At 71.8% G+C, this 24,317-nt stretch carries 27 protein-coding genes; 10 read left to right on the top strand and 17 right to left on the bottom strand.

Going from position 1 to position 24,317, the window contains the following annotated elements; genetic code table 11:
* The first annotated feature begins 8 nt into the window (after window positions 1-8).
* Entirely contained in the window at window positions 9-170 is a 162-nt protein-coding gene (locus ACBI99_RS13810; RefSeq protein WP_219508798.1) for a hypothetical protein, read from the top strand.
* Here the strand turns inward: ACBI99_RS13810 and ACBI99_RS13815 are convergent.
* From ACBI99_RS13815 to ACBI99_RS13825, 3 genes are all read right to left on the bottom strand, one after another.
* Window positions 136-933, bottom strand: a complete 798-nt coding sequence (locus ACBI99_RS13815; protein ID WP_375072416.1) for an alpha/beta fold hydrolase — start codon at window positions 931-933, stop codon at window positions 136-138. The genes ACBI99_RS13810 and ACBI99_RS13815 overlap by 35 nt on opposite strands.
* Window positions 934-949: 16 nt before the next feature.
* A complete protein-coding gene (locus tag ACBI99_RS13820; RefSeq protein ID WP_219508800.1) occupies window positions 950-3,166 on the bottom strand; it encodes a SpoIIE family protein phosphatase in 2,217 nt (738 codons plus the stop codon).
* 123 nt (window positions 3,167-3,289) lie between these two features.
* Window positions 3,290-3,994, bottom strand: coding sequence for a metal-dependent transcriptional regulator (locus tag ACBI99_RS13825; protein ID WP_281427172.1), 705 nt, complete (start codon window positions 3,992-3,994; stop codon window positions 3,290-3,292).
* Between the two features lie 104 nt (window positions 3,995-4,098).
* Between ACBI99_RS13825 and ACBI99_RS13830 the strand changes: the two genes are divergently transcribed.
* Window positions 4,099-4,722, top strand: a complete 624-nt coding sequence (locus ACBI99_RS13830) for a UdgX family uracil-DNA binding protein (protein WP_375072417.1) — start codon at window positions 4,099-4,101, stop codon at window positions 4,720-4,722.
* On the opposite strand, the gene ACBI99_RS13835 is transcribed toward ACBI99_RS13830, so the two are convergent.
* On the bottom strand, window positions 4,707-5,942 hold the full coding sequence (locus ACBI99_RS13835) for an MFS transporter (RefSeq protein ID WP_375072418.1): 1,236 nt from the start codon (window positions 5,940-5,942) through the stop codon (window positions 4,707-4,709). The genes ACBI99_RS13830 and ACBI99_RS13835 overlap by 16 nt on opposite strands.
* A 10-nt stretch (window positions 5,943-5,952) precedes the next feature.
* A complete protein-coding gene (gene pdxH / locus ACBI99_RS13840) occupies window positions 5,953-6,606 on the bottom strand; it encodes a pyridoxamine 5'-phosphate oxidase (protein ID WP_219508804.1) in 654 nt (217 codons plus the stop codon).
* A gap of 176 nt (window positions 6,607-6,782) precedes the next feature.
* Between pdxH and ACBI99_RS13845 the strand changes: the two genes are divergently transcribed.
* Window positions 6,783-7,889 (top strand): citrate synthase 2, encoded by a 1,107-nt coding sequence (locus ACBI99_RS13845; RefSeq protein WP_219508806.1) that lies wholly within the window; start codon window positions 6,783-6,785, stop codon window positions 7,887-7,889.
* Here ACBI99_RS13845 and ACBI99_RS13850 read toward each other — a convergent pair.
* The gene (locus ACBI99_RS13850; RefSeq protein ID WP_219508808.1) at window positions 7,820-10,468 is read right to left on the bottom strand and encodes an ABC transporter substrate-binding protein; all 2,649 of its coding nucleotides are present in this window, start codon (window positions 10,466-10,468) and stop codon (window positions 7,820-7,822) included. The genes ACBI99_RS13845 and ACBI99_RS13850 overlap by 70 nt on opposite strands.
* Window positions 10,469-10,657: 189 nt before the next feature.
* Here ACBI99_RS13850 and serC point away from each other — a divergent pair, with 189 nt between their 5' ends.
* Window positions 10,658-11,767 (top strand): phosphoserine transaminase, encoded by a 1,110-nt coding sequence (serC, locus tag ACBI99_RS13855; RefSeq protein WP_219508810.1) that lies wholly within the window; start codon window positions 10,658-10,660, stop codon window positions 11,765-11,767.
* A 9-nt stretch (window positions 11,768-11,776) separates the two neighbouring features.
* Here serC and ACBI99_RS13860 read toward each other — a convergent pair whose 3' ends face one another.
* The 4 genes from ACBI99_RS13860 to ACBI99_RS13875 form a co-directional block, all read right to left on the bottom strand.
* Complete coding sequence (locus ACBI99_RS13860) at window positions 11,777-12,394, bottom strand: rhomboid family intramembrane serine protease (protein ID WP_375072419.1); 618 nt, start codon at window positions 12,392-12,394, stop codon at window positions 11,777-11,779.
* Window positions 12,395-12,497: 103 nt separating this feature from the next.
* Window positions 12,498-13,262, bottom strand: coding sequence for a crotonase/enoyl-CoA hydratase family protein (locus tag ACBI99_RS13865; RefSeq protein WP_219508813.1), 765 nt, complete (start codon window positions 13,260-13,262; stop codon window positions 12,498-12,500).
* A gap of 8 nt (window positions 13,263-13,270) precedes the next feature.
* The gene (locus tag ACBI99_RS13870; protein WP_219508815.1) at window positions 13,271-14,044 is read right to left on the bottom strand and encodes an SDR family NAD(P)-dependent oxidoreductase; all 774 of its coding nucleotides are present in this window, start codon (window positions 14,042-14,044) and stop codon (window positions 13,271-13,273) included.
* 48 nt (window positions 14,045-14,092) lie between these two features.
* Window positions 14,093-14,431 carry an STAS domain-containing protein gene (locus ACBI99_RS13875; RefSeq protein ID WP_049563214.1) on the bottom strand — a complete coding sequence of 113 codons (339 nt, stop codon included), beginning with the start codon at window positions 14,429-14,431 and terminating at the stop codon, window positions 14,093-14,095.
* A 74-nt stretch (window positions 14,432-14,505) separates the two neighbouring features.
* Between ACBI99_RS13875 and ACBI99_RS13880 the strand changes: the two genes are divergently transcribed.
* The gene (locus tag ACBI99_RS13880) at window positions 14,506-15,540 is read left to right on the top strand and encodes a TrkA family potassium uptake protein (protein ID WP_219508816.1); all 1,035 of its coding nucleotides are present in this window, start codon (window positions 14,506-14,508) and stop codon (window positions 15,538-15,540) included.
* Here ACBI99_RS13880 and ACBI99_RS13885 read toward each other — a convergent pair.
* The 4 genes from ACBI99_RS13885 to ACBI99_RS13900 all read right to left on the bottom strand — a co-directional run bounded on the left by ACBI99_RS13885 (window position 15,516) and on the right by ACBI99_RS13900 (window position 19,951).
* Window positions 15,516-16,262 carry an energy-coupling factor ABC transporter ATP-binding protein gene (locus tag ACBI99_RS13885; protein ID WP_375072420.1) on the bottom strand — a complete coding sequence of 249 codons (747 nt, stop codon included), beginning with the start codon at window positions 16,260-16,262 and terminating at the stop codon, window positions 15,516-15,518. The genes ACBI99_RS13880 and ACBI99_RS13885 overlap by 25 nt on opposite strands.
* Entirely contained in the window at window positions 16,259-17,014 is a 756-nt protein-coding gene (gene cbiQ, locus ACBI99_RS13890; RefSeq protein ID WP_364182808.1) for a cobalt ECF transporter T component CbiQ, read from the bottom strand. The genes ACBI99_RS13885 and cbiQ overlap by 4 nt, the downstream gene beginning before the upstream one ends.
* Before the next feature lie 20 nt (window positions 17,015-17,034).
* Window positions 17,035-18,051 carry an energy-coupling factor ABC transporter permease gene (locus tag ACBI99_RS13895; RefSeq protein ID WP_375072421.1) on the bottom strand — a complete coding sequence of 339 codons (1,017 nt, stop codon included), beginning with the start codon at window positions 18,049-18,051 and terminating at the stop codon, window positions 17,035-17,037.
* A 73-nt stretch (window positions 18,052-18,124) separates the two neighbouring features.
* Window positions 18,125-19,951 carry a glycosyltransferase family 2 protein gene (locus ACBI99_RS13900; protein WP_375072422.1) on the bottom strand — a complete coding sequence of 609 codons (1,827 nt, stop codon included), beginning with the start codon at window positions 19,949-19,951 and terminating at the stop codon, window positions 18,125-18,127.
* A gap of 334 nt (window positions 19,952-20,285) precedes the next feature.
* On the opposite strand from ACBI99_RS13900, the gene ACBI99_RS13905 reads away from it, so the two are divergent.
* Window positions 20,286-20,645 (top strand): hypothetical protein, encoded by a 360-nt coding sequence (locus tag ACBI99_RS13905; protein ID WP_375072423.1) that lies wholly within the window; start codon window positions 20,286-20,288, stop codon window positions 20,643-20,645.
* Window positions 20,646-20,770: 125 nt separating this feature from the next.
* Here the strand turns inward: ACBI99_RS13905 and ACBI99_RS13910 are convergent, their stop codons facing one another.
* Both ACBI99_RS13910 and ACBI99_RS13915 read right to left on the bottom strand, forming a co-directional pair.
* Window positions 20,771-20,911 (bottom strand): hypothetical protein, encoded by a 141-nt coding sequence (locus ACBI99_RS13910; RefSeq protein WP_219508823.1) that lies wholly within the window; start codon window positions 20,909-20,911, stop codon window positions 20,771-20,773.
* A 126-nt stretch (window positions 20,912-21,037) separates the two neighbouring features.
* Window positions 21,038-21,607 (bottom strand): CGNR zinc finger domain-containing protein, encoded by a 570-nt coding sequence (locus ACBI99_RS13915; protein ID WP_219508824.1) that lies wholly within the window; start codon window positions 21,605-21,607, stop codon window positions 21,038-21,040.
* A gap of 73 nt (window positions 21,608-21,680) precedes the next feature.
* On the opposite strand from ACBI99_RS13915, the gene ACBI99_RS13920 reads away from it, so the two are divergent.
* The 4 genes from ACBI99_RS13920 (at window position 21,681) to ACBI99_RS13935 (ending at window position 24,184) form a co-directional block, all read left to right on the top strand.
* A complete protein-coding gene (locus ACBI99_RS13920) occupies window positions 21,681-22,433 on the top strand; it encodes a class I SAM-dependent methyltransferase (protein ID WP_357592696.1) in 753 nt (250 codons plus the stop codon).
* Between the two features lie 20 nt (window positions 22,434-22,453).
* On the top strand, window positions 22,454-22,666 hold the full coding sequence (locus ACBI99_RS13925; protein ID WP_364182819.1) for a PLDc N-terminal domain-containing protein: 213 nt from the start codon (window positions 22,454-22,456) through the stop codon (window positions 22,664-22,666).
* Between the two features lie 105 nt (window positions 22,667-22,771).
* Window positions 22,772-23,824, top strand: a complete 1,053-nt coding sequence (locus ACBI99_RS13930) for a serine/threonine-protein kinase (RefSeq protein ID WP_375072424.1) — start codon at window positions 22,772-22,774, stop codon at window positions 23,822-23,824.
* Window positions 23,825-24,184, top strand: coding sequence for a hypothetical protein (locus ACBI99_RS13935; protein WP_364182825.1), 360 nt, complete (start codon window positions 23,825-23,827; stop codon window positions 24,182-24,184).
* Here ACBI99_RS13935 and ACBI99_RS13940 read toward each other — a convergent pair.
* The gene (locus ACBI99_RS13940; protein WP_219508832.1) at window positions 24,096-24,281 is read right to left on the bottom strand and encodes a DUF5708 family protein; all 186 of its coding nucleotides are present in this window, start codon (window positions 24,279-24,281) and stop codon (window positions 24,096-24,098) included. The genes ACBI99_RS13935 and ACBI99_RS13940 overlap by 89 nt on opposite strands.
* Window positions 24,282-24,317: the final 36 nt, after the last annotated feature.

The raw sequence follows: 24,317 nt of genomic DNA on the forward strand, positions 1-24,317 counted from the left end.
TGGAGACCATGGACAGCGGCCTGATCCTCCTGGTTTTCCTGGCTTTGCTGTTCGCCTGGGGCCTCAACCGGGTGCGCCGGGCGTTCAGGCTCGGCGCCGTGGGCTACGCCGGCATCATGATCGTCTTCGTGATCGTCATGCTCCTGCTGTGGGGTCAGACGTTCCGCTAGCCTCCAGCAGCACCCGCGCCACCAGCGCCGGGTCGTCGCTCATGGGTACGTGACCGCACCCCTTGAGCAGCTTGACCCGCTGGCCCGACCAGCGGGCGGCGCGCACGGCCTGGCGGCGCGGCAGCAGCCGGTCGTGCGCGCCCCAGGCGATGGTGATCGGTGACTTGGGCGGCGCGGGCGGCATCAGCCCGGAGAACGACGCGAGCGTCTCGTCGAACCCGGCGGAGCCGGCGAGCGCCTGCGACCCGGCGGTGAGCGCGGTGGGCGTGAGCCTCGACGGGTGGGCCACCAGGAGCCCGGCCGACAGCGTGCGGCCGAGCGCGCTCTCGGCAGTCCGGCCCGCCTGCCCGGGCGGGAGCGCGCGGGCCGACGCCCGGGCGGCGCGCAGCACCGCCTGGCAGTAGAGCAGCTCGGCGCGCGACCAGAACCCGGCGGGCGACAGCGCGGTGGCGGTGCGGACGGTGCCGCGCGAGGCCAGCTCCAGCGCGATGTAGCCGCCCAGCGAGTTGCCGGCGATGTGCGGCTCGCGCAGCCCGAGCAGCGCGCAGAAGGACTCGACGGCGTCGGCGAGCGACTCGGCCGTGTAGGGGACGCCGTCGGGCAGCCCGCGCGAGCGACCGAACCCGGGCAGGTCGACGGCGATGACGGTGCGCGCGGCGGCCAGCCGGTCCATGACCGGCAACCAGGCCTGCCAGTGGTGCCCGATGCCGTGGACCAGGATCAGCGGCTCGCCGGAGCCCCTGCGTTCGAAGGCCAGCTCCATGCGCGTAAGTGAACCATCAGCGGCTGCGCGTGGGAATCTCGAACCAGACCGCTTTGCCTTCCCTGGTGGGCCGCGAGCCCCACCGCTTGGCGAGCTGGTCGACCAGGTAGAGGCCGCGGCCGCCCTCGTCGTTCTCGCCGGCGCTGCGGATGCGCGGCAGCCGCAGGTCCTGGTCGAACACCTCGACCCAGACCGACTCGCCGCCACGCCGCAGCCGCAGCGTGAACTCCTTGTCGCCGACCACCTCGTCCTCGAAGCCCGGCATGTCCCAGGAGTCCTCGAACGGCAGCGGCGGCCCGTCGACGATCAGCTCGCGGCGCGGCACGCTGGCCGTGGAGGCGTGCAGCACCACGTTGGTGACGACCTCGGAGACGAGCAGGCAGGCCAGCTCGGCGCGCTCTTCCGGCACGTTCCAGCCTTCGAACGCCTCCGACGCCATCCGGCGGGCCTCGCCCACCATGATCGGCTGGGCCGGGAACGTACGCTCCTCGACGTCGAGGTCGGCATCGCTGGAGCGGACCACGAGGATCGCCATGTCGTCGTCGATCTCGCCGGGCACCGCGACGGTGGCGGCGTCGGCGATGCGCTCGACCTCGGCGTCGGCCATCTTGGCGAGCTTCTCGCAGAGCACCCCGAGCGTCTCGGCCTCGGTGGGCATCTCGCCGAGCCGGGCGGGGCGGCGGTCGACCAGGCCGTCGGTGTAGAGGAGCAGCGCCGCGCCGGGCGGCAGCGTGCGCGTCTCCTCCTTGTAGACGAGGTCGGCGTGCAGCCCCTTGGCGCGTACGCCGAGCGGCTGGCCGACCTCCTCGATGTCGAGCTCGACGCACTGGCCGTCGTGCAGCAGCAGCGGCGGGGCGTGCCCGGCGTTGGCGAAGGACAGCTGGCGCGACCAGGCGTCGTAGACCAGGTACTGGCAGGTGACGATGGGCGGGATGCTGACGTCGGCGCCGTTGTCGTCGCGCTCGGGGGTGGCGATGATGCGGGTCCACTCGTCGAGCCTGGCCAGGATGTCGGCGGGCGACTTGTCGTCCTGGGCGAAGGCGCGCAGCGCGGCCCGGAGCTGGCCCATGATGGCGGCGGCCTTGGCGCCCCGGCCTTCCACGTCGCCGATCACGATGCCGACCCGGCCGGCCGACAGCGGGATCACGTCGTACCAGTCGCCGCCGACCTGGGTCTGGATGCCCTGGCCGTGGGAGACGAGCGGGGCGGCCGGGTAGTAGCGGACGGCGATCTGGAGGCCGTCGAGCTGCGGCAGCGCCCGGGGCAGCAGGTGCTTCTGGAAGGACTCGGCGGTGTGCCGCTCCTCCTCGAACAGCAACGCGTTGTCGATGGCGAGCGCGACCCGGGTGGCGATGGCCCCGACGAAGTCGCGGTCGAAGGCGTCGTAGTGGGGGCTGCGGCGGTCGGTCAGGTTGGACAGCCCGAGGTACATCAGGCCCAGCGTCTCGCCGCGCACGCTCAGCGGGGCGACGATCGCGGAGTTCATGCCGACCTCGCCGCACAGCCGGGCGCTGCCCTCGGACGGGGCGGGGAAGCTGTTGCCGGCGAAGTCGTCGACCAGGATCGTCTCCTGGCGGCGCATGGCCGCCTCGGCGTAGTGGCCGGACGGGTAGCGGATCTCGGCGCCGACGGGCTTCCAGGTGCCGGGCGGCGGCGACCAGCCCTGCACGTGCTGGGAGATCCGGCGCACCAGCCGGTCGCCCTCCATCAGCTCGATGAAGCAGTGGTCGGCGAACTGCGGGACCAGCATCTCGGCGACCCGCTTGAGCGTCTCCTCGACGTACAGCGAGCCGGCCAGCCGCTCGCCGATGCGCTCCAGCAGGCCGAACCGGTCCTTCTCACGCTCGTTGCTGCGCAGCGCCTCGCGGGCGGTGATGACGATGCCCGTCACCGAGCCGGAGGTGTGGCGCAGCGGCACCGCCTGGGCGCGCACGTACAGGACGGAGCCGTCGGCGCGCCGCACGTCGAACGTGCCCTCCCAGACGCCGCCCTTGAGCACGTGCTTGCTCAGCTCGATGGCCTGCGGGTGGTCCTTGTCCATGATCCCGAAGGACTGGGCCGAGGGGTCGCGGCCCGACGCCCGTGGCCGGCCGAACAACCGCTCGGCGAACGGGTTCCAGTAAAGGAGATTGCTGAACCGGTCGGTGACGACCACCGCCATCTCGGCATGGTCGAGCACCGACGACGCGGCCAGGTGATCGGCGTCGGGTGACACGTCCCCCCATCGCTTCATCCGGAGACCACTCCTAGGGGACGCATGCGCGAAAAGCGAACCACGGGCGCTCCTGCAACAGTCTTGGCCGGGGGGGAGTGGAGGGGCTCCCAGTTGGGATTCAACCAAGCAGCCGCGCGTGCGTCAGCGCCTGGTGACGAAAACGTGCGCGGCAACGTCACGCGGGATCTCCGCGAGAGAGTCGTTCGCGTCACCGTCACCTGTCACCCGCACACCGTCGTCGCTCGCCGCGAGCGTCACCTCGCGTCCGGGTTGTATCCCAACTTGCTTGAGTTTAAGCATCAGAGCGGGATCACTTTGCACTTGTTCGCTAATTCGACGCACTACCACGGGCACTCCTTGGGCCCCGGCGACCTCCGTCATGGTCGGCAGCATGCTCCCGGACGGTTCGGCGCTCTCCTGCGCGCCGAGCTCGGCCAGGCCGGGGATGGGGTTGCCGTGCGGGCACACCGTGGGGTTGTCGAGCAGCTTGACCAGGCGGGTCTCGACCGACTCCGACATGACGTGCTCCCAGCGGCAGGCCTCGATGTGCACCTCCTCCCAGGGCAGCCCGATGACGTCGGTCAGCAGGCATTCGGCGAGCCGGTGCTTGCGCATGACCCTGGTCGCCAGGGTGCGGCCGAGCTCGGTCATGGACAGGTGGCGGTCACCCTCGACGCGGACGAGGCCGTCGCGCTCCATGCGGGCGACGGTCTGGCTCACCGTGGGGCCGCTCTGCTGCAGGCGCTCGGCGATGCGCGCCCGGAGGGGGACGATGCCCTCCTCCTCGAGCTCGTAAATCGTCCGGAGATACATCTCCGTCGTGTCGATCAGGCCGTGTGCGGTCAAGGCTCCTCCCAACTGCATGCTACGCCGGTCGTGGCGGGGACTGAGCCCGTCCGCTTCGGGCACAGGAGTCAGAGGCAAAGCCTATGGGGGAGAAACGACCGACGATGTCAAAGGACGGAAACAACTCAGCGGCCGAGTTCCTTCCCGATCGCCTGGACCTGACGTCGCTGCGGGAGGCGGCGGCCGGTTGCGAGGGCTGCGACCTCTATCGGGCGGCGACGCGCACGGTGTTCGGCGAGGGGCCCGCCGGGGCCGCGTTCATGCTCGTCGGGGAGCAGCCCGGCGACCAGGAGGACCTGCAGGGGCACCCGTTCGTCGGACCGGCCGGGCGGGTGCTGGACCGGGGGCTGGCCGAGGCCGGGATCGAGCGGGAGGACGTCTACCTGACGAACGCGGTCAAGCACTTCTCGTTCACCCGGCAGGGCAGGCGGCGCATCCACCAGAAGCCGACGGCGGCCGAGATCGGGGCCTGCCAGCCGTGGCTGAACGCCGAGCTGGCCGTGGTGGAGCCGCAGGTGGTCGTGGTGCTGGGGGCGACGGCCGCGCGGGCGCTGCTGGGGCGGGCGTTCCGGGTGACGCGGCAGCGGGGGGCGCCGGTGCCGCTGGGCGAGGCCACGGCGGTGGCCACGATCCACCCGTCCGCGGTCCTGCGCGCGCCCGACCGGGACGCGGCGTACGAGGGCTTCCTCGCCGACCTCAAGGTGGCGGCCGGTCAGCGGGCGCGGTAGTTCCTGAAGCCGGCCACCGACAGGCCGGCGACGAATACGGCCAGCGCGCAGGCGATGCCGCCGCCCACCCACGCGGTGGTGAGGCCGAAGGCGGTGGCCGTGGCTCCGGCCCGGACGTCGCCGAGCCGGGGCCCGCCCGCGACGACGACCATGAAGACGCCCTGCATCCGCCCCCGCATCTCGTCCGGCGCGTACAGCTGGAGTATGGACTGCCGCCACACGGAGGAGACCACGTCGGCGGCTCCCCCGACGGCCATGAACAGCAGCACGAGCCAGAGCTGCTGGGCGAGCCCGGCGGCGGCGACCGCGAGCCCCCACACGGCGATGACGGCCGTGAGCGCCAGGCCCTGGCGGGTGACCCGGGTGACCCAGCCGGAGAACAGCCCGCCGATGACCGACCCGGCCGCCATGGAGGCCACCAGCCAGCCGAGGACGTTCAGGTCGCCGCCGAAGCGCAGGTCGACGAGCTCCGGGAACAGGGCTCTGGGCAGCGCGAACACCATGGCGATGATGTCGACGACGAACGACATGAGCAGCACCGGGCTGGTGGCGATGAAGCGGAGCCCCTCGGCCACGGACCGCCAGCCGGGCCGGGACACCTCGCCCTGGGGTGCCAGCGCGGGCAGCCGGAAGGCGGCGTAGAGGCTGGCGGTGAACAGCAGGGCGTCCACGGCGTAGGCGGCCGCGTAGCCGCCCTCGGTGAGCAGGATGCCGCCGATCATCGGCCCGGCGACGGCGCCGATGCTGTAGACGAGCGAGTTGAGCGCGTTGGCCGAGGGCACCAGCTCGGCGGGGAGCAGCCGGGGGATGATGGCGCCCCGGGTGGAGGAGCTGACGGCGAAGCCGGCGGCGCCCACGGCCACGGTGGCCAGCAGCACGTACACGTTGGGTACGCCGGCCAGCGCCTGGATCAGGATGAGCATCGTGCTCACCCACGCGACGGCGGAGCCGGCGACGAGGAGCTTGCGCCGGTCGACGGCGTCGGCGACGGCCCCGCCCCACAGCCCGAAGATCACCAGGGGGATCAGGTTGGCCAGCCCCAGCATGCCGACCCAGAACGACGAGCCGGTCAGGTCGTAGACCTGCTGGCTGACGGCCACGACGGTGGCGCCGAGGCCGACGTGGGAGACGGCCTGGCCGATCCAGAGGCGCCGGTAGGCGGGCACGGACAGCGGCCGGGTGTCGACCAGGTGACGCTTGACGAAATCCCCGAATGTCACTTAAGGCACATTAAGGGGCAAGTCTCTCCAACTCCCACCCCGGCCGCGTGCGCCGGTAACGCAGCCGGTCGTGCATCCGGTCGAGCTGCCCCTGCCAGAACTCCACCTCCACCGGCGTCACCCGGAAGCCGCCCCAGAAGTCGGGCACCGGCGGATCGTCCGGCCAGCGCGCCGCCAGCTCCTCGTAGCGGGCGTCCAGCTCCTCCCGCGACCGCACCACCGCCGACTGGCGCGACGCCCACGCGCCGATGCGCGAGCCGTACGGCCTGGCGTTGAAATAGGCGGCCGACTCCTCGGCCGACAGCCTCTTCACCGAGCCCTCCACCCGCACCTGACGGCGCAGCGGATGCCACGGGAACAGCAGCGACGCCCTCGGGTTCTCCGCCAGGTCGCGGCCCTTGCGGGACTCGTAGTTGGTGTAGAAGACGAAACCGCGCTCGTCGTAGCCCTTGAGCAGCACGGTCCTGGCGCTCGGCCGGCCCCCTGCGGAGGCGGTGGCGAGCACCATGGCGTTGGGCTCGGGCAGGCCGGCGTCGAGCGCGTCCTGGAACCAGACGGTGAACTGCGCGATCGGATCGGCGGCGACGGCGGCTTCGAGCAACGGTTCGCCCTCATAGGTCCGGCGAAGCCCCGCCAAGGAGGGCGGGCGCGAGGTGGCATCCACGAGACGGTATTCTCGCGTGCTTGGTGGCAGATCCCACACAGCGCCCCCTACCAGCGGTTATGGCCTACCGGCGGGTCCCGAGACCGAGCACGACCTGGGAGGGGGTTAAATTGACTGGCCGGTATCTCGACATCAAGGCATTGCCGGAACATGGCAAGAAAGGGAGGCGGCCGAGAATGTCCGACTTCAAACCCGGCCTCGAAGGCGTCGTAGCTTTCGAGACCGAGATCGCGGAACCGGACAAAGAAGGGGGCGCCCTTCGATACCGGGGCGTCGACATCGAGGAGCTGGTCGGCCGTGTCCCCTTCGGGCATGTGTGGGGCCTGCTGGTCGACAACAAGTTCCAGCCGGGCCTGCCCCCGGCGGAGCCGTACCCCATCCCTGTCCATTCCGGTGACATCCGAGTCGACGTGCAGAGCGCGCTGGCCATGCTGGCCCCCGCCTACGGCTTCAAGCCGCTGCTCGACATCAGCGACGAGGAGGCGCGCGACCAGCTCGCCCGCGCCTCCGTGATGGCCCTGTCCTTCGTGGCGCAGTCGGCGCGTGGCCTCGGCCTGCCGATGGTGCCGCAGAGCCGGGTCGACGAGGCCAAGACCATCGTCGAGCGTTTCATGGTCCGCTGGCGCGGTGAGCCTGACCCCAAGCATGTCAAGGCCATCGACGCGTACTGGACCTCCGCCGCCGAGCACGGCATGAACGCCTCCACCTTCACCGCCCGCGTCATCGCCTCCACCGGCGCGGACGTGGCCGCGGCGCTGTCCGGGGCGGTCGGCGCCATGTCGGGCCCGCTCCACGGCGGCGCCCCGGCGCGCGTGCTGCACATGATCGAGGGCGTCGAGCAGCTCGGCGACGCCAAGAAGTACGTGCAGAGCGAGCTCGACAAGGGCAACAGGCTCATGGGCTTCGGACACCGCGTCTACCGCGCCGAGGACCCGCGGGCCCGCGTGCTCCGCCGCACCGCCAAGGAGCTCGACGCGCCTCGCTACGAGGTCGCCGCGGCCCTTGAGCAGGCGGCCCTGGAGGAGCTGCACGCCCGCAAGCCCGACCGGGTGCTGGCCACCAACGTCGAATACTGGGCCGCCGTGGTCCTGGACTTCGCCGAGGTGCCCTCGCACATGTTCACCTCGATGTTCACCTGCGCCCGCACGGCCGGCTGGGCCGCGCACATCCTGGAGCAGAAGCTCACGGGCAGGCTGGTGCGCCCGAGCGCCAACTACATCGGCCCCGCGTCGCGTCCGCTCAGCGACGTGCCCGGCGCCGCCGAGGTCGCCGGCACCATCTGACGCCCTCCCTGACGGCCCGCCGGTCCGACCGGCGGGCCGTTCGCGTCGTCCGCCCCGCGCAGGGCGCGGTCGGGGCAGTCGGCCAGGCTCGGCCCCACCTCGGTGAGCCTGCCGCACACGCCGACGAGCTTCGGCTCCTGGCCCACCTGGATGAGCATGACCGGCTTGCCGGCCGACTCGTGCAGCTCCCTGCCACCGGTGAACTCGATCACCCCGGTGGTCCCGTACTGCGTGCCCATCGTGCTCAGCCCGAACAGGACCGTGCCCTTGTCCGGCACCGGGCCGGGGGCGGCGGCGATCGCGAGCCCGAGGGCGAGCGCGGCGTCGTGGGCGAGCATCGCGTGCAGCCGCGACGGCTGCGCGTCCTTGCCGATCAGCCGTTGGATGCGCCCGATCTGGGCTTTTCCTCCCTGGCCCTCGCCGCCCGTGACGTGGTCCCAGACCTTCTCCCACGCCAGCGTGACGTAGTGCAGGCGCAGGTTGGGGTGGTCCTTGAGCCTCTGGTGGTTGTCCTGGACGTACTTGGTGACGTCGTCGGAGGCCAGCACGTGGTGGATGCGGGACTGGCTGCACCCCTCGTCGACGCCCTGGACGAAGGTGACGAAGTCGTCGCCCCTGCCGGTGTAGTAGATGAGGTCGGGCTTGCCCGCGCACGCCTTCTTCACCTGGGCCTTGAGCTGACGCCCGCCCGTGTACGACAGGCTGGTGACGCCGGCCTCGCCGAAGGCGTCGCGGAAGCCGGCGGCCAGGTCGGCGCTGTAGAGGTCGCCCTCGGTGACGTCCTCCAGCAGCGTCACCTTCTTGGCGGCGGGCAGCCCGCCGGTGCCCGCCCTGACCCACGCCGCCGACGCCCTGGCCTCGCGCCCGTTGTTGGCGGCCATGCGGAAGAAGTACGGCGACGGCACCCGCTCGTGCTGGCCGAGCTCGTCGGCGGTGCCGACGGTGACCATGACGGGCAGCCCGGCGGTGTTGAGCACCGCGATGGCCTCCTGGTTGACCGCGCGGCTCTGCGCCATGCCGATCACGCCGACGATCGGCGCGCCCGACTCCAGCCGGTCGACGACCTGCCGGGCGAGCGTCACGGACTTCCTGAACGCCTTGCCGGGGTTGCCGAGCAGCACGCGCATCTTGGGCCGGTCGCCGCTCTGGGCGTTGTAGTCCTGCTGGTAGGCGGCGATCCCGTACAGCTCGCCGTGGGAGCCCGCCAGCAGGGCGTCCGGCGCGCCGGTCATCGGGCCGATGTAGACGATCTCCACGTAGCGGCCGCTGTCGACGGCCTTGACGTTCTCGGCCGCGATGCGGGCGATGGGGGTCTTCAGCCGGTCGTGGAAGACGTAGCCGCCGTCGCTGATGCCGACGCACTCGCCGAGCTCGTCCCGCAGCACGTCGGGGGCCTGGCAGTAGGTCATGGCGGAGTTCCACACGTACAGGCCGGACGCGATCAGCGGCACGACCAGCAGCGCCACCATGATCGTCCAGTAGGCGCGCACCCGCTTGTGCCCCGCCACCGGCGCGAGCGGGGCCGCCCGCCGGTCGTCCCCGGCCGTGAGGTCGACGCCCTCGATCACCAGGTACGCGGGCCCGTGCCGGTGGCTGACCCGGCGCAGCCACTCGTGGTGCGCCTCCTCGTCGCCGTCCGCGCCCGTGACGCGCACCGTGCGCACGTCGCGCACCAGCCCGGGCGACTCGGGGCCGGAGGTGACGACGAGCAGCGGGTCCCACTGCGCGTTGCGCTCGCGCACCTCGTGCAGGCGGCCGAGGAACGCCGCCGCGGCCGTGTCGGCGGCCGTGACGCCCTTCAGGTAGAGCACGCAGTGGTAGGCACGCGCCCACGCGGGCCACAGGAACAGCCTGCGGCGCCTGTACGCCTGCCTGAGGTCCTCCAGGAAGGCGCCGACCAGCAGACGCTCCAGCTCCTCGTCCGACGCCCTGGCGGCCAGCCTGCTCGCGTACGCGGGCAGCCGCTCCCACGGCGTGCGCTGCTGCGCCGCCTGCTTGCGGAACCACGAGCTGCGCACGTGGGTGCGGGCCAGCACGGCCGCGTGCCCGACGGCCACCACGACGCCGGCCGCGACGCTCACCCCCCACGCCAGCAGCGTGGTCGCCTGGCCGAGCCAGGTGCCGATCACCGACGCCGCCGGGATCCAGCCGGTCAGCGACCTGCCCAGGTAGTCGAGCATGACCACCCTCGGGCGGTCGTCAGGGGGCCCGCCCCGGCCCGGCCGGTCCTCGGCCAGCGCCCGCTCCATGTCGGGGATGGCCACCTCGCCGAGCTCCCGCCGGCGCAGCACCAGCAGCACGAAGCCGGTGAGCTGGAACCTGATCCTCGGCAGCCCGCGCGGTCCGGTGCGCTCGCCGAGCTTGGCCACCGCCTGCTTCACCAGGTCGGGCACGCCCGAGTAGACGGCCGGCGAGAAATAGGGCACCGGCTGCCCGTCGGGCACGATGAGCGGCTCCAGGTCGCCCTCACCCGTCAGGAACACCGACACCTGCGGCAGCGACCGGTCGCGCCGCCAGGGGGCGGGTCGCCGGATGAGCCTGCCGAACAGGTGCCGGAGGAACGTGCGGACATCGGCCATGCGTCGCTCCCTGGCGGTCGCCCCCCGACGATCCACTCCTTTGTCGACATACTGCCGTAAATCTCATGGAGTGATGTGTCCAGCCGCCCCCGCCGGAGCCCTCCCACGCTCCAAGGGGTGGTCGTTTCACCATTTCTCAGCATCCGGACCCGGGACCAGGGAATCTCGGCGGCTGGATACCCTTGTCTGGTGGCTGACATCGTGATTCCCGCTGACATCAAGCCCGCCGACGGCCGCTTCGGCTGCGGGCCCTCGAAGGTGCGCACCGAGCAACTGGCCGCCCTCGCCGCCTCCGGGGCGAGCCTCATGGGCACCTCGCACCGCCAGAAGCCGGTCAAGAACCTCGTCGGCCGCGTGCGCTCCGGCCTGGCCGACCTGTTCTCGCTGCCCGAGGGCTACCAGGTCGTGCTCGGCAACGGCGGCACCACCGCCTTCTGGGACATCGCCGCCTTCGGGCTGATCCGCGACCGGTCGCAGCACCTGTCGTTCGGCGAGTTCTCCTCGAAGTTCGCGACCGTGGCCAAGAAGGCCCCGTGGCTGGGCGAGCCCTCGGTCATCAAGTCCGAGGTCGGCACCCACCCCGAGGCGGTCGCCGAGGACGGGATCGACGTCTACGCCCTCACCCACAACGAGACCTCCACCGGCGTGGCCATGCCGATCCAGCGGGTCGGCGGCGACGACGCGCTCGTGCTGGTCGACGCCACCTCCGGCGCCGGCGGCCTGCCCGTCGACGTGTCGGAGACCGACGTCTACTACTTCGCCCCGCAGAAGAGCTTCGCCTCCGACGGCGGCCTGTGGATCGCGATCATGTCGCCGCGCGCCCTGGCCAGGGTCGAGGAGATCGCGGGCTCGGGCCGCTACGTGCCGGAGTTCTTCAGCCTGCCGATCGCCATCGACAACTCGGCCAAGGACCAGACCTACAACACCCCGGCCGTGGCCACGCTGTTCCTGCTGGCCGACCAGCTCGACTGGATGAACGGCAACGGCGGCCTGGCCTGGACCACGTCCCGCACGGCCGACTCGGCGCAGCGCCTCTACACCTGGGCCGACAAGTCGTCCTTCGCGACGCCGTTCGCGGCCCCCGAGTTCCGCTCGCAGGTGGTCGGCACCATCGACTTCGCCGACTCCGTCGACGCCGCCGAGGTGGCCAAGGTGCTGCGCGCCAACGGCATCGTCGACACCGAGCCCTACCGCAAGCTGGGCCGCAACCAGCTTCGGGTGGCGATGTTCCCGGCGATCGACCCGGCCGACGTCGAGGCCCTGACGGCCTGCATCGACCACGTGGTCGAGCGCCTCTAGCCTGCGACGTCAGACGAGTGGCCTGGGCTGCTGCCTGCGCAGCACCCAGGCCGCCACCACACCGCCGACCAGCCCGAACAGGTGGCCCTGCCAGGAGATCCCCGGCTGGTTGGGCAGCACGCCCGCGAGGATCGACCAGTAGGCGATGCCGACGCCGATCGCGATGACGATGTCGAGCAGGAGCCGGTCGAACAGGCCCCGGGCCAGGATGTAGCCGAAGTAGCCGAACACCAGCCCGCTGGCGCCCACGGTGACCACGTCGGGGCTGGTGAACCAGGTGCCCACGCCGCCGATGACGATGATCAGCAGGCTGGCCAGCAGAAACTTGCCGATGCCGCGCAGCGCGGTCAGAAATCCGAGGACCAGCAGCGGCAGCGAGTTGGCGATCAGGTGCCCGAAGCCGATGTGCAGGAACGGCGCGAAGAAGATCCCCGACAGTCCCGCCGGCTCCCAGCCGACGATGCCGAAGCCGTCCAGGGCGCCGAACATGAAGTAGTCGACGATCTCCACCGCCCACATGACCGCGAGCAGGCCCACCATCAGGAGGAACGCGGCCAGCGCGCCCGACAGCAGCGCCCCCGCGCCGCGCTTGGCCGACTCGAACGGGGACCTCGAATAGTCGCTCATGCGCTCTCCCAGGTGGACGACTCCCTTTTTACCGTACGTACGAACCGGCCCGAGTGCGTGAAAAGCCCCCTCCCGGGCGGGAGGGGGCTGGGTCGTCCGCGGGCTATTCGCCCTTCCACTGCGGAGCGCGCTTCTCGGCGAAGGCCGCCGCGCCCTCCATCGCGTCCTTGGAGCCGAACACCGGGTTGATGATCGCGCCCTGCCGCTTGAACATCTCGTCGAGCGGCCAGTCCTGCGACTCGATGATCACCTTCTTGGTCGCGGCGAGCGCCAGCGGCGCGTTCGCGGCGATCTTGCGAGCCAGCTCCAGCGCGCCTTCCAGCGCCTGTCCCGGCTCGGTGATCCGGTTGACCAGGCCCAGCTCGTACAGCCGCGAGGCCGGGTAGTGGTCGCCGGTCAGCGCCATCTCCATCGCCACGTGGTACGCGATCCGCCTCGGCAGGCGCATGATGCCGCCCGCCCCGGCCACCAGGCCGCGCTTGGGCTCCGGCAGGCCGAACGTGGACTCCGACGAGGCCACGATCACGTCGCACGACAGGGCCAGCTCGAAGCCGCCCGCCAGCGCGTAGCCCTCGACGGCCGCGACGATCGGCTTCTTCGGCGGCGACTCGGTCAGGCCGCCGAAGCCGCGTCCCTCCACGACCGGCATGTCGCCCGTCAGGAACCCCTTCAGGTCCATGCCCGCGCAGAAGGTGCCGCCCGCGCCGGTCAGCACGTACGCGGAGACGTCGGGGCGGGCGTCGAGCGCGTCCAGCGCCTCGGCGATGCCCCGGGCCACCGCGCCGTTGACGGCGTTGCGCGCCTTGGGGCGGTTGATGGTGAGCACGGCGACGCCGCCGGACTCCTCGACGAGCACTTCGTCGGACACGGGCCCTCCTACTTGGGCTGGAAGCGGATGCCGCCGTCGAAGCGGATGACCTCGGCGTTCATGTAGTCGTTCGCCACCAGGGAGCGCACCAGGTGGGCGAACTCGCCGGCGCGGCCCATGCGCTTGGGGAACACGACCGGCGCCACCAGCTTGGCCTTGAACTCCTCGGCGTTGCCCGAGAAGCCGTAGATGGGGGTGTCGATGATGCCGGGGCAGATCGTGTTCACCCGGACGCCGATGGCGGCCAGGTCGCGGGCGGCGGGCACGGTCATGCCGACGATGCCGCCCTTGGAGGCGCTGTAGGCGAGCTGACCGGTCTGTCCCTCCAGCGCGGCCACGGACGCGGTGTTGATCACCACGCCGCGCTGGCCGTCCTCGTCGACCGGCTCGGTCTTGGCGATGGCCGCCGCGCCGATGCGCATGAGGTTGAACGTGCCGATCAGGTTGACCTCGATGACCTTGCGGTAGGTCGCCGGGTTGTGCGGCTCGCCGTTGCGGTTGACGGTGCGCTCGGCCCAGCCGATGCCGGCGCTGTTGACCAGCACGCGCAGCGGCTTGCCGGTGGCGACGGCCGCGTCCACGGCGGCCTGCACCTGCTCGTCGTCCGACACGTCGGTCTTGACGAAGACCCCGCCGAGCTCGTCGGCCAGGGCCTTGCCGCGCTCCTCGTTGAGGTCGGCGATGACCACGGTGGCGCCGGCGCGGGCCAGCTCGCGGGCGGTGGCCTCGCCGAGGCCGCTCGCACCGCCGGAGATGATTGCTGCGGATCCGTTCACGTCCATAGCACGGACCCTAACCCGGCTACCGAATGAAGTTCTACTCGGGGGCGGTTAAATTCCCCCCACGGCGCTGTCCACATCCGAATAGACCTTGATCCGCCGGTCGAGCCCGGTCGTGCGCAGGATGCGCGCCACAGGCGCCTGAGGGGCCGCCAGCGACACCCCGCCGCCCTCGCCGGTGGCCAGCCGCCAGGCCTCGATGAGCACCGAGAGCCCGCTGGAGTCCATGAACGACAGCTGCTGGAGGTCGAGCACGAGCCGGGCGCTGTCCTGCTTGATCGCGTCGCGCACCTCGTCACGGAGGAACGGTGCGGTGAACAGATCGAGCTCCCCCGCAACGGCCACCACCACGGCGTCACCGAGGGCGTGTCGCGCAAGCCGCAGCTTCATTTGGCCCCTCCTCGATGAGCCACTGTACTTCCCCTTGCCCTGATACCGGGCACGCACAAACTACGATCACCGGTATGCATGAGGATGAGCCGGCACGGGGTGTCCGCCTGCCCGAGGCCCGTCTCAGCCCGCTGCGCGCCGTGCTGCGCCGGATGGCGATCGCCCTGGCGATGCTGCTCGCCATGTTCGTGCTGGTAGCGGTGGATCTCGACGGCTACCGCGACAGCGCCGACGGCGACGTCAGCCTGCTCGACGCCCTCTACTACGTGACCGTGTCGATCTCCACGACCGGCTACGGTGACATCACCCCGGTCAGCACGGCGGCCCGGGTCGTCAACATCGTCGCCGTCACGCCGCTGCGGATCGCCTTTCTGGTCGTGCTCGTGGGCACCACGCTGGAGGTGCTCACCCGGCGCACCCGCGAGGCCATACTCATCGAACGCTGGAGGGGCAGGTTGCGCGACCACACGGTGATCGTCGGCTACGGCACCAAGGGCCGCGCCGCGAGCCGCACGCTGCTGGAGAACGGCTGCCCCAAGGAGTCGATCGTCGTGGTCGACCCCGATCCGGGCGTCGTCGCCGAGGCGTCGGCCCACGGCTTCGCCGGGATCACCGGCGACGGCAGCCGCAGCCACATCCTCGACCTCGCCGGGATCAGACAGGCGCGCGAGGTGATCATCGCCACCCGGCGCGACGACACGACCGCCCTGGTCACGCTCACCGCCCGCAGCCTCAACCCGGGCGCGACGATCGTGGCCGCCGTCCGCGAGGCCGAGAACGACCCCCTGGTCCGGCAGAGCGGCGCCGACGTGGTGATCACCTCCTCGGAGGCGGCCGGCCGCATGCTCGGCGTCGCCACCCAGAGCCCCGCCGTCAGCGCGCTGATCGAGGACCTGCTCGTGTACGGCAAGGGCCTGGACCTGTACGAGCGGCCGGTGCGCGCCGACGAGGTGGGCGGCCCGCCGGCCCGCGGCGAGGAGATCGCGGTGGCCGTGGTGCGCGACGGCCGGATGCTCAACTACACCGATCCTGAGGCCGCCGAGCTGCGGGCGGGCGACCGCCTGGTGCTCATCCACGTGCCGCCTCAGCCCGGGATGGCGAACCCGTAAGGCAGCTCCAGCCGGTGGCGGGCCAGCAGCGCCTCGTCGGCCAGCAGCTCGCGGGTGGGCCCGTCGGCGGCGATCACCCCGTCCGACAGGATGAGCGAGCGCTCGCACAGCTCCAGCGCGTACGGCAGGTCGTGGGTGACCATGAGCACGGTCACGTCCAGCGAGCGCAGGATCTCGGCCAGCTCCCTGCGGGCCGCCGGGTCGAGGTTGGACGACGGCTCGTCGAGCACCAGGATCTCCGGCTCCATCGCCAGCACGGTCGCCACCGCGACCCGGCGGCGCTGGCCGAACGACAGGTGGTGCGGCGGCCGGTCGACGGCCTCCAGCATGCCGACGCGCTCCAGCGCGCTCTTGACCACGGCCTCCAGCTCCTCGCCGCGCAGCCCCGAGTTGGCCGGGCCGAACGCCACGTCGTCGCGCACGGTGGGCATGAAGAGCTGGTCGTCGGGGTCCTGGAAGACCAGGCCGACGCGCTGCCTGATCTCCTTGAGCGTGTCGCGGCGCACCGGCGTGCCGGCGACCGTCACCGTGCCGTGCCCGGCCGTCAGGATGCCGTTGAGGTGCATGACGAGCGTGGTCTTGCCGGCGCCGTTGGGGCCGAGCAGCGCCACCCGCTCGCCGCGCCGGATCGTCAGGTCCACGCCGTAGAGGGCCTGCGTGCCGTCGGGGTAGGCGTAGGCGAGGCGGCTGACTTCGAGGGAGTTGACCGTGGGTCGCGTCATAGGGAGAGCCCCAGAACTGCCAGGGCCGCGGCGGGGAGGGCGAGTGCGGCCCCCCACTGCACGGCAGATGCCGAAATATCGTCAATTATCGGCATCTGGCCGCTGTAGCCGCGGCTGAGCATCGCCAGATGCACCCGCTCGCCGCGCTCGTACGACCGGATGAACAGCGCCCCCGCCGACCGCGCGATCACCGGGGCCTGCCGCAGGTTGCGCGCCTCGAACCCGCGCGACTCCCGGGCGACCCGCATCCGCCGCATCTCATCCATGATCACGTCCAGGTAGCGCAGCATGAACATGGCGATCTGCACCAGCAGCCCCGGCACCCGCAGCCGCTGCGCCCCGAGCAGCAGCGCCCTCGGCTCGGTCGTCGCCGCCAGCAGGATCGAGGCGACCACGCCGAGCGTCGCCTTGGCCAGGATGTTCCAGGCCGCCCAGAGCCCCGGCACGCTCAGCGACATCCCGAGCACCACGGTCCGCTCCCCCAGCCCGATGACCGGGATCAGGAACGCGAACAGCACGAACGGCAGCTCGACCACCATGCGCCTCGGCACGTACGCGACCGGGAGCCTGGCCACGGCCGCCACCCCGGCCAGCAGCAGCGCGTACGCGGCGAAGGCCCAGAACCGCTCGCGCGGCGTAGCCACCACCACCAGCGCGAAGCACAGGACGGCGAGCAGCTTGCACTGCGCGGGCAGCCGGTGCACCGGCGAGCCGCCCGGCAGGTAGAGCCGGTGCGCGTGCCCCGATCCCACCGGCTCCACCGCCTCCCGACTCAGACCCGCGTGCGGTCGCGCCCGCGCGCGGCCCAGGCCACGACCCCGGCGACGAGCAGGGTGATGCCGACGCCGATGATTCCCGCGACGCCCACGGGGATGCCGCCGACCTCACCGTAGTCGGCCAGCGCCCAGGTGCCGAACAGGTGGTCGGCCGCCTGCCCCAGGAAGCCCTTCTCCTCGGCCACCGACTCCAGCCCGTCGGGGTCGGCGGAGGCGTAGGACGACACCAGCCCGGCCAGCACCAGCGTGACGCCGAGCGCGCCGAGCACGAACGGCCTGCCGCCCCTGGCGGGCACCGGCCGCCCGGCGCTGTCGGGCTCCTGGCTCACCACGGTCGTGCCGTCGGCGCCGCGCAGCTCCAGCGGCCTGGCCAGGCCCCGCGCGCCGTACACCAGGTCGGGCCGGACCGCGAGGACGGCGCCGACGGTGAGCGCGGTGATCAGGCCCTCGCCGATGCCGATGAGCACGTGCACGCCGCCCATCGCGGCCGCGACCGTGCCGAGCTCGATCGGCGCGGTGCCGCCGACCCAGAACAGCACGGTGAACACCAGCGCGGAGGCCGGCACCGACAGCAGCGAGGCGACGAACGCGGCGGCGGTCACCCCGCCCCGCCCCGGCGCGACCCTGGTGATCGCCCGGAAGACGCCCCAGCCGACGAGCACGGTCACCAGGCCCATGAGCGTGATGTTGACGCCCAGCGCGGTGAGCCCGCCGTCGGCGAAGAACAGCCCCTGCACGATCAGCACCACGGCCATGCACAGGACGCCTGTGTAGGGTCCGACGAGTATCGCCGCCAGCGCCCCGCCGAGCAGGTGGCCGCTGGTCCCGGCCGCGACGGGGAAGTTGAGCATCTGGACGGCGAAGATGAAGGCGGCCACCAGCCCGGCCATGGGCGCGGTGCGGTCGTCGAGCTCGCGCCGGGCGCCGCGCAGGCAGACCGCGACTCCCGCGGCGGCCACCACCCCGGCCGACACGGACACTGCTGCGTTGAAGAAGCCATCGGGGACGTGCACGACCAGCCTCCGGATGCAGGTGAACAAACGTACCTACTTTAGGTCATCGTCTTGCACCTGCATATGGATGGCATTAGCGCATGATTCTTCGGATCACCGCCCGCGCGCTGAGCTGCCGCACCACCGTGCTCAACCGGCCCTTGCCGGACGTCGCGTACGGGCGGACGCTCAGCAGCGCGATCCCGCCCAGCCAGCGGCGCGGCGCGGCGACCGTCGCGGCCTCGGTCTCGATCCTGAACCGCGCGGGCGGGCCGCCCAGGTCCAGCTCCAGGTAGGCGTCCCAGGTGCCGGGCGGCAGCCTGCCCACCGCCGGCCGGGCCACGAAGCCGCCGCCGGGCAGCGCCGCCACCACGTCGGCGCGCTCGCGCCCGCTGCCGCGCTCGCGCCACACCAGCCGCCGCACGGCCTCCTCCGGCGGCACACCGCCGGCGACCGTGATCTCGCCGTCGATCACCAGCCGCCGCCCGAGCGACCACCTGGTCCTGGTGATGCGCACGCTCCCCGGCACCCCCACCACGTAGCCGCCGACGTCGACGCTGAGGTTGCCGTTGTCGCGCGTGAAGTACGGCAGCACCGCCGCCGCACCGATCAGCCGGGGCGCCGGGAGCACCAGGGCGCCGTCGCGGTCGGCGCCCAGCCTGCCGGTGCGCAGCACGCCCTCGCGCTCGGCCGACACGCGCACGTCCCAGATCCCGGAGCCGAGCGCCCGCGCGTCGACCCGGGCGGTGTAGCGGCGGCCGGGCTCGGCGCTCTCGCCCGGATCGCCCGGCCGGGCGCGCACCACCAGCTCGCGCCGGGGGTCGTCCCGGGTGCGCAGCACCAGCGACACCGCGTCGGGCACGCCGATGCCCTCCAGGTCGACCGCCACCGTGACCGCCAGCCGGTCGCCGTCCCAGCACAGCCCGGTCAGCTTCCGGCGCACGGTGGCGCCCTCCAGATCGGCCAGCCGCGCCAGCCGGTCCACGTCGCCGAGCGCCGCCAGCCGCTGCCGGTCGGTGCCGGTCAGCCCCCGGTAGACGCCCGGCGTGAGCCACTGGTCGCACAGCCCGGCCACGGCCTGCGCGATCTCCTTGCGCCGCACCTCCCCCGCCTCCAGGAACGGCGCGCCGAGCTGCGCGAACACGTCGAGCCTGAAGTGGCGCAGCAGCAGATGGTCGCGCAGCGGCCCCGGCGGGACGTGGTCGGTCATGAGCCCGATCGGCCCGCGGATCATGTGCAGCCAGGCCAGCGGGTCGCGGCTGTCGGGCTGCTGCATGATGCTGCTGCCGTCGGCCCTGGCCACCAGGTGGTAGCAGTCGTAGTCGGCGACCACCGAGATCGTGCCCGCGTGGCAGTAGGCGTGCACGGTGAAGTAGATGTCCTCGCCGACCAGCAGGCCCTCTCGGAACCTGATCCGGTGGCGCTCCAGCATCTCCCTGCGGAACAGCTTGAAGCAGCTCAGGCTGTTGTAGACGGCGCTGGCGCCCAGCTCGGCGCGGTCGGCGTTGTGGTGGAACATCGACGCCGGGGCCCGCCGCCCGTGCCCGACGATCTTGCCGAGCACGATGTCGGAGCCGTTGGCGTCGGCCACGGCCACCATGCGCTCCAGCGCCTCGGGGCCGAGGTAGTCGTCGGCGTCGCAGAAGAACACGTAGCGGCCCGCCGCGTGGTCGAGCCCGACGTTGCGGGGGCGGCCCGCGCCACCCGAGCCTTCGAGCCGGATCACCTTGAAGCGGTCACGGTGGTATTCGGCGTAGAGGCCGAGAAGCTCGGCCGTCCCGTCGGTGGAGCCGTCGTCGACCACGACGATCTCCGCGGCCACCCGCTGCACGAGCGCCGAGGTGAGGCACCGGTCCAGGTACGGCCTGCAGTTGCGGGCGGGGATGACGATGCTCACGTCCACCGTGTCGTCCTTCACCATGGCCACCACCAACCCGCACCCCGGAGCGTCACCATCCGCATCCGCCTCGTATCAGTATGTGACCGCCGGCCCCGGCGGCGTGGGCGATCGCCAGTCTTGGTGCCCCTGATTTACTCAGCCGGACGATTGCCGCATTCACTCGATAAACCCAGGTAAGACGACTAAGCGTCGTATTTGACCCCCACCGAATCGGCTTCAGGGGCGCTGTTTTCCCCCTCGGGAGAAGAGAAGTCCTCCGGGGGCACAGACCCGTACCTCCAGAATCCGAGCGTGATCCACGGATCGCGATTGCGCGTCTACAGTGAGGCAACCTTTGACGGTGGAGGTGGCGGGTATGGAAACAGATCTCCGGCGGACGGCAGGCAACGGGTCGGCCGTGCACACGGCAGAGTTCATCGTTTCCTCAGCGCGACTGGGAGAGCTCTTCGAGTGCTCCGAAGTGTTGCGCCGGACCCGGCAACGGGCCGAGCAGATCGTCGACGACGCAGGGGCCATGCTGGCCGAGGCCCGGCGCGAGGGCGATGCCGACCGGGCGCTCATGCTGGCCGAACAGCTCGACGAGGCACGGCGGTCCTACGCCAAGGTGCTGGAGGCGTACATGATCCTGACGCGCAGGATCAGCGACGAGCGGCAGGAGATCCTCCAGGCCCAGATAGAACGCGACAAGCATGCGGACCTGTCGGGTGCCGCCTGATTTCTCAGTGGAGATGGCCATTTATAGACTTGTGTGAACCTTTGTGACGTGGGGGACGTCAATACATCACAAAGCGGGCTCCAGCTCCCCGGGCCGCCCCCGGGGAGCTGGAGCAGGGGGATCCGTCACGGATCGACACCCAGCTCTTCGGTCTCGGCATCGAGCAGCCGCTCCACGAGCTGGCGCCGCTGCTCGGGAGTGAGGCGCACCGGCCACACGGCAGGCAGCATCAGCACGTCGCCGTTCGACATGCCGACCAGGTTCACGGGGAATGGTGGGGAGGGGGTCACAGTGGCGCCATTCTGGCACGTCAGAAGGGCGCACGAGCCTTATTCGCGTCCTCTTTCCTGGCTGGCACTCCAGGCCGGGATGATATTTCCGGATGTGTCGGGCTAGACAGTCTTGCTGCGCGCTCTGAATGCCGCGGTCTTGACCCGGTTCTGGCAAGGAGTTGAACAGAACCGGCGCGTTCCGTTACGCGAGACGTCCACGTAGACCCGATCGCAGTGCGGCGCGGTGCACACCCCGAGCCGGTCGTGAAACTCGCTCCCCAGCACCAGCGCCAGCCCGGTGGCGCAGCTCGCCGCCCAGTCGCCCGCCATCGTGCCGCCGGTGCCGTGGAAGTGCAGGTGCCACGGCTCGCCATCGTGCCGCTGCAGCATCGGCCTGGCCCGCGACTCCTCCAGCAGCGCGTTGACCCGCAGCGCCGCCGTGTCCACGTCGTCCGCCGCCACGGCCTCGAAGACCTCCCGCAGCCGCAGCGCGACGGCGACCAGCTCGGCCGCCTCGGCCTCGGTCGCCGGGCGGTGGCTCGGATAGCCGACGCGCAGCCCCTCGGTGGCCGCCGCGGCGGTGTCGGCGGGCGGCGGCGCGGGCCGGCCACGCCGCTCGCCCGGGGTCAGGCTGTTGACCAGCCCGACGGCGACCCGGACCACTCCGTCCGTGTGACTGTTGAAGTTCAATTGACCAGTTACACCTTTGCGCTCTAGTCTGTGACTGCTGAAAGCATAAACGACAGTCACAAGGAGACCTACTGTGCTCACCCACGATGCCGCACTCGCCTGGCTCGCGCGCTGGGACCGCCAGCAGGCGGGCTACCTGCCCGACCGCGAGGAGCGCTTCACCGCCCTGATCGACGCCGTGGAGGCGCTCGACCGGCCCGACCCCCTGGTGATCGACCTCGGCTGCGGCCCCGGCTCGCTGTCCGCCCGCCTCGTCGAGCGGCTGCCCAAGGCCCGGGTGATCGCCGTGGACGCCGACCCGCTGCTGCTCGGACTCGGCCGCGCCGCCTACCCGCACCTGACGTTCGTGGCCGCCGACCTGCGCACCCCCGGCTGGACCGCCACGCTCGGCCTCGACCGCCCCGCCGACGCCGCCGTGAGCACCACCGCCCTGCACTGGATCTCCCCGCCCGACCTGCGCGCGATGTACGGCGAGCTCGCGAGCGTGCTGCGGCCCGGCGGTCTCCTGCTCAACGGCGACCACCTCGACTCCGACGACGTCACCCCCGGCCTGGCCCGCCTCGAACGCGCCATCCACGACACCCAGACCGAGCGCGTCTTCGCCGGCGACCACCCCGAGGACTGGCGCGCCTGGTGGGACGCGGTCGCCGCCGACCCCGACCTCAGCGCGCTCAACGCCGAGCGGACCACCGCCGGCGCCGACCACCGCGGCTCGGAGTCCAACCTGCTCTCCCACCACGTCACGGCGCTGCGCGAGGCCGGCTTCAGCGAGACCGGCACGCTGTGGCAGCGCGGCAACAACCGCCTGCTCTGCGCCATCCGATAGCGTGATTTATCATCACGTTCATGGCGAAACAGTGGCGTGAGCTGAGCAAAGGGCAGCGGACGGCGATCGGCGCGCTCACGGGCGCGCAGCTCGGCCTCCTGGGCGCGGCGCTGATCGACCTCCAGCGCCGGCCCGCCGCCGAGATCAAGGGCTCCAAGCGGGCCTGGCGCGCGGCGGTCTTCGTCAACTTCGCCGGCCCGCTCGCCTACTTCGCCTTCGGCCGCAAGCGCTGACCACCGCCCGCCGCACCGCGGGTATCCCTTCTCCGATTGCCCTGCCGGTGCCTCCCTTCGCCGATTGCCCTGCCCACGCCGGGGGGATCTTGATATAAGAGCTGGATGGTCTCCGCCCCCCGGCCCCTGAGCCAGTCCGACCCGGCGCGCGTCGGCGCCTACCAGGTGGAGGCCCTGCTCGGCGAGGGCGGCCAGGGCGCCGTCTACCTCGGCCGCGACCCGTCAGGCCGGCCGGTGGCGATCAAGGTGCTGCACGCCCGGCTCGTCGCCGAGCACCGCCGCCAGTTCGTCCGCGAGCTCGACGCCGCCCGCAGCGTCGGCTCGTTCGGCACGGCACGGGTGCTCGAAGCCGATGTCGACGGCGACCGGCCCTACATCGTCAGCGAGTACATCCCCGGCGAGTCGCTTCAGCAGCTCATCAGCCGCGACGGCCCCCGCGACGCGGGCGGGCTGCGCCGTCTCATGCTCGCCACCGCCGCCGCGCTGCAGGCCATCCACCAGGCCGGGATCGTGCACCGCGACTTCAAGCCGGGCAACGTGCTGCTCGGCCCCGACGGGCCCCGGGTGGTCGACTTCGGCATCGCCCGCGTGCTGGAGGCGACGGCGACCCAGACCAGCTCCGTCGTCGGCACCCCGCCGTACATGTCGCCCGAGCAGCTCGGCGGCGAGCCGGTGGGGCCGGAGTCGGACGTGTTCTCCTGGGCCGTGTCGATGGTGTTCGCGGCGACGGGCCGGCCGGCGTTCGGTCAGGACAGCATCCCGGCGGTGTTCAACCGCATCCTGACCCAGCCGCCCGACCTCACCGGGGTTCCGCGGGACGTACGGGACGTGCTGGCCGACTGCCTGGCCAAGTCGCCGGCCGACCGCCCGACGGCCGGCGAGCTGCTGCGCCGCATCCTGGGCCAGGACGAGGAGGCCGCGCCCGCCCGCCGCGCCGGCCGTCCGGTGACGTGGGCGTTCGTCATGCAGATGGCCGCCGTCGTCGTCACGCTCGTGGTGGCACTCGCCGCCGACTACGGCCACGAGCCCGATCCCGGGGGCGGCTTCTCGCCGGCGCCGTTCCCGTGGGTGGCGAGCGGGGTGCCGTTCTGGCCGATCATGTTCGTCTGGATCGCCGGCGGGGTGGCGGCGGTCCTCTTCCTGAGGAGGCGCGGCTAGATGGAGGTGACGACGCTCGTCCTGATCCTGGCCGTGTGCGCCGTCCTGGCCTGGATCGTCCTCGCGCGCGGGCGTGACTTCCTGGCCCGCAACCGGCTCCTGACGGCGGTGGCGGTGCTGCCGCTGCAACCCCTGCTGGGCCTCGGCCTGGTGGCGCTGGTCGTCACCCGGTGGGACGTGCTGGAGATCAGGGGGATCGCGCTGGGCCTGGTCGCCTACGTCAACGGGCTGGTCGCCTTCGCCCTGACCACGGCGGTGCAGGACCGGCGGCTCAGGACTCGGCGCGCATCCGGTAGAGGCCCCACAGCGCCTCCAGCGCGCCGATCACCATCATCACCACGCCGATCTTCGACGGGTTGAACACCACGATCTCGACATCGAGCCCGAACTGCCACAGCAGCAGCCCGCCGACGAAGACGGCGAGGCCGGTGAACAGGTTCTTGCGGCCGGGAGCCATGACGGAGCCTCATTTCGATCATGCCTGCTGAGGTCT

This window comes from Nonomuraea sp. ATR24, from assembly GCF_041950485.1.
In the GTDB taxonomy this organism is placed as follows: domain Bacteria; phylum Actinomycetota; class Actinomycetes; order Streptosporangiales; family Streptosporangiaceae; genus Nonomuraea; species Nonomuraea ceibae.

Coding starts and splice junctions, on each gene's coding strand:
- ACBI99_RS13810 (WP_219508798.1), top strand. CDS start 9: ATGGACAGCGGCCTGATCCTCCTGGTTTTCCTGGCTTTGCTGTTCGCC.
- ACBI99_RS13815 (WP_375072416.1), bottom strand. CDS start 933: ATGGAGCTGGCCTTCGAACGCAGGGGCTCCGGCGAGCCGCTGATCCTG.
- ACBI99_RS13820 (WP_219508800.1), bottom strand. CDS start 3,166: ATGAAGCGATGGGGGGACGTGTCACCCGACGCCGATCACCTGGCCGCG.
- ACBI99_RS13830 (WP_375072417.1), top strand. CDS start 4,099: ATGTCAAAGGACGGAAACAACTCAGCGGCCGAGTTCCTTCCCGATCGC.
- ACBI99_RS13845 (WP_219508806.1), top strand. CDS start 6,783: ATGTCCGACTTCAAACCCGGCCTCGAAGGCGTCGTAGCTTTCGAGACC.
- ACBI99_RS13850 (WP_219508808.1), bottom strand. CDS start 10,468: ATGGCCGATGTCCGCACGTTCCTCCGGCACCTGTTCGGCAGGCTCATC.
- ACBI99_RS13860 (WP_375072419.1), bottom strand. CDS start 12,394: ATGAGCGACTATTCGAGGTCCCCGTTCGAGTCGGCCAAGCGCGGCGCG.
- ACBI99_RS13870 (WP_219508815.1), bottom strand. CDS start 14,044: ATGGACGTGAACGGATCCGCAGCAATCATCTCCGGCGGTGCGAGCGGC.
- ACBI99_RS13875 (WP_049563214.1), bottom strand. CDS start 14,431: ATGAAGCTGCGGCTTGCGCGACACGCCCTCGGTGACGCCGTGGTGGTG.
- ACBI99_RS13880 (WP_219508816.1), top strand. CDS start 14,506: ATGCATGAGGATGAGCCGGCACGGGGTGTCCGCCTGCCCGAGGCCCGT.
- ACBI99_RS13885 (WP_375072420.1), bottom strand. CDS start 16,262: ATGACGCGACCCACGGTCAACTCCCTCGAAGTCAGCCGCCTCGCCTAC.
- ACBI99_RS13900 (WP_375072422.1), bottom strand. CDS start 19,951: ATGGTGAAGGACGACACGGTGGACGTGAGCATCGTCATCCCCGCCCGC.
- ACBI99_RS13905 (WP_375072423.1), top strand. CDS start 20,286: ATGGAAACAGATCTCCGGCGGACGGCAGGCAACGGGTCGGCCGTGCAC.
- ACBI99_RS13925 (WP_364182819.1), top strand. CDS start 22,454: ATGGCGAAACAGTGGCGTGAGCTGAGCAAAGGGCAGCGGACGGCGATC.
- ACBI99_RS13930 (WP_375072424.1), top strand. CDS start 22,772: ATGGTCTCCGCCCCCCGGCCCCTGAGCCAGTCCGACCCGGCGCGCGTC.
- ACBI99_RS13935 (WP_364182825.1), top strand. CDS start 23,825: ATGGAGGTGACGACGCTCGTCCTGATCCTGGCCGTGTGCGCCGTCCTG.
- ACBI99_RS13940 (WP_219508832.1), bottom strand. CDS start 24,281: ATGGCTCCCGGCCGCAAGAACCTGTTCACCGGCCTCGCCGTCTTCGTC.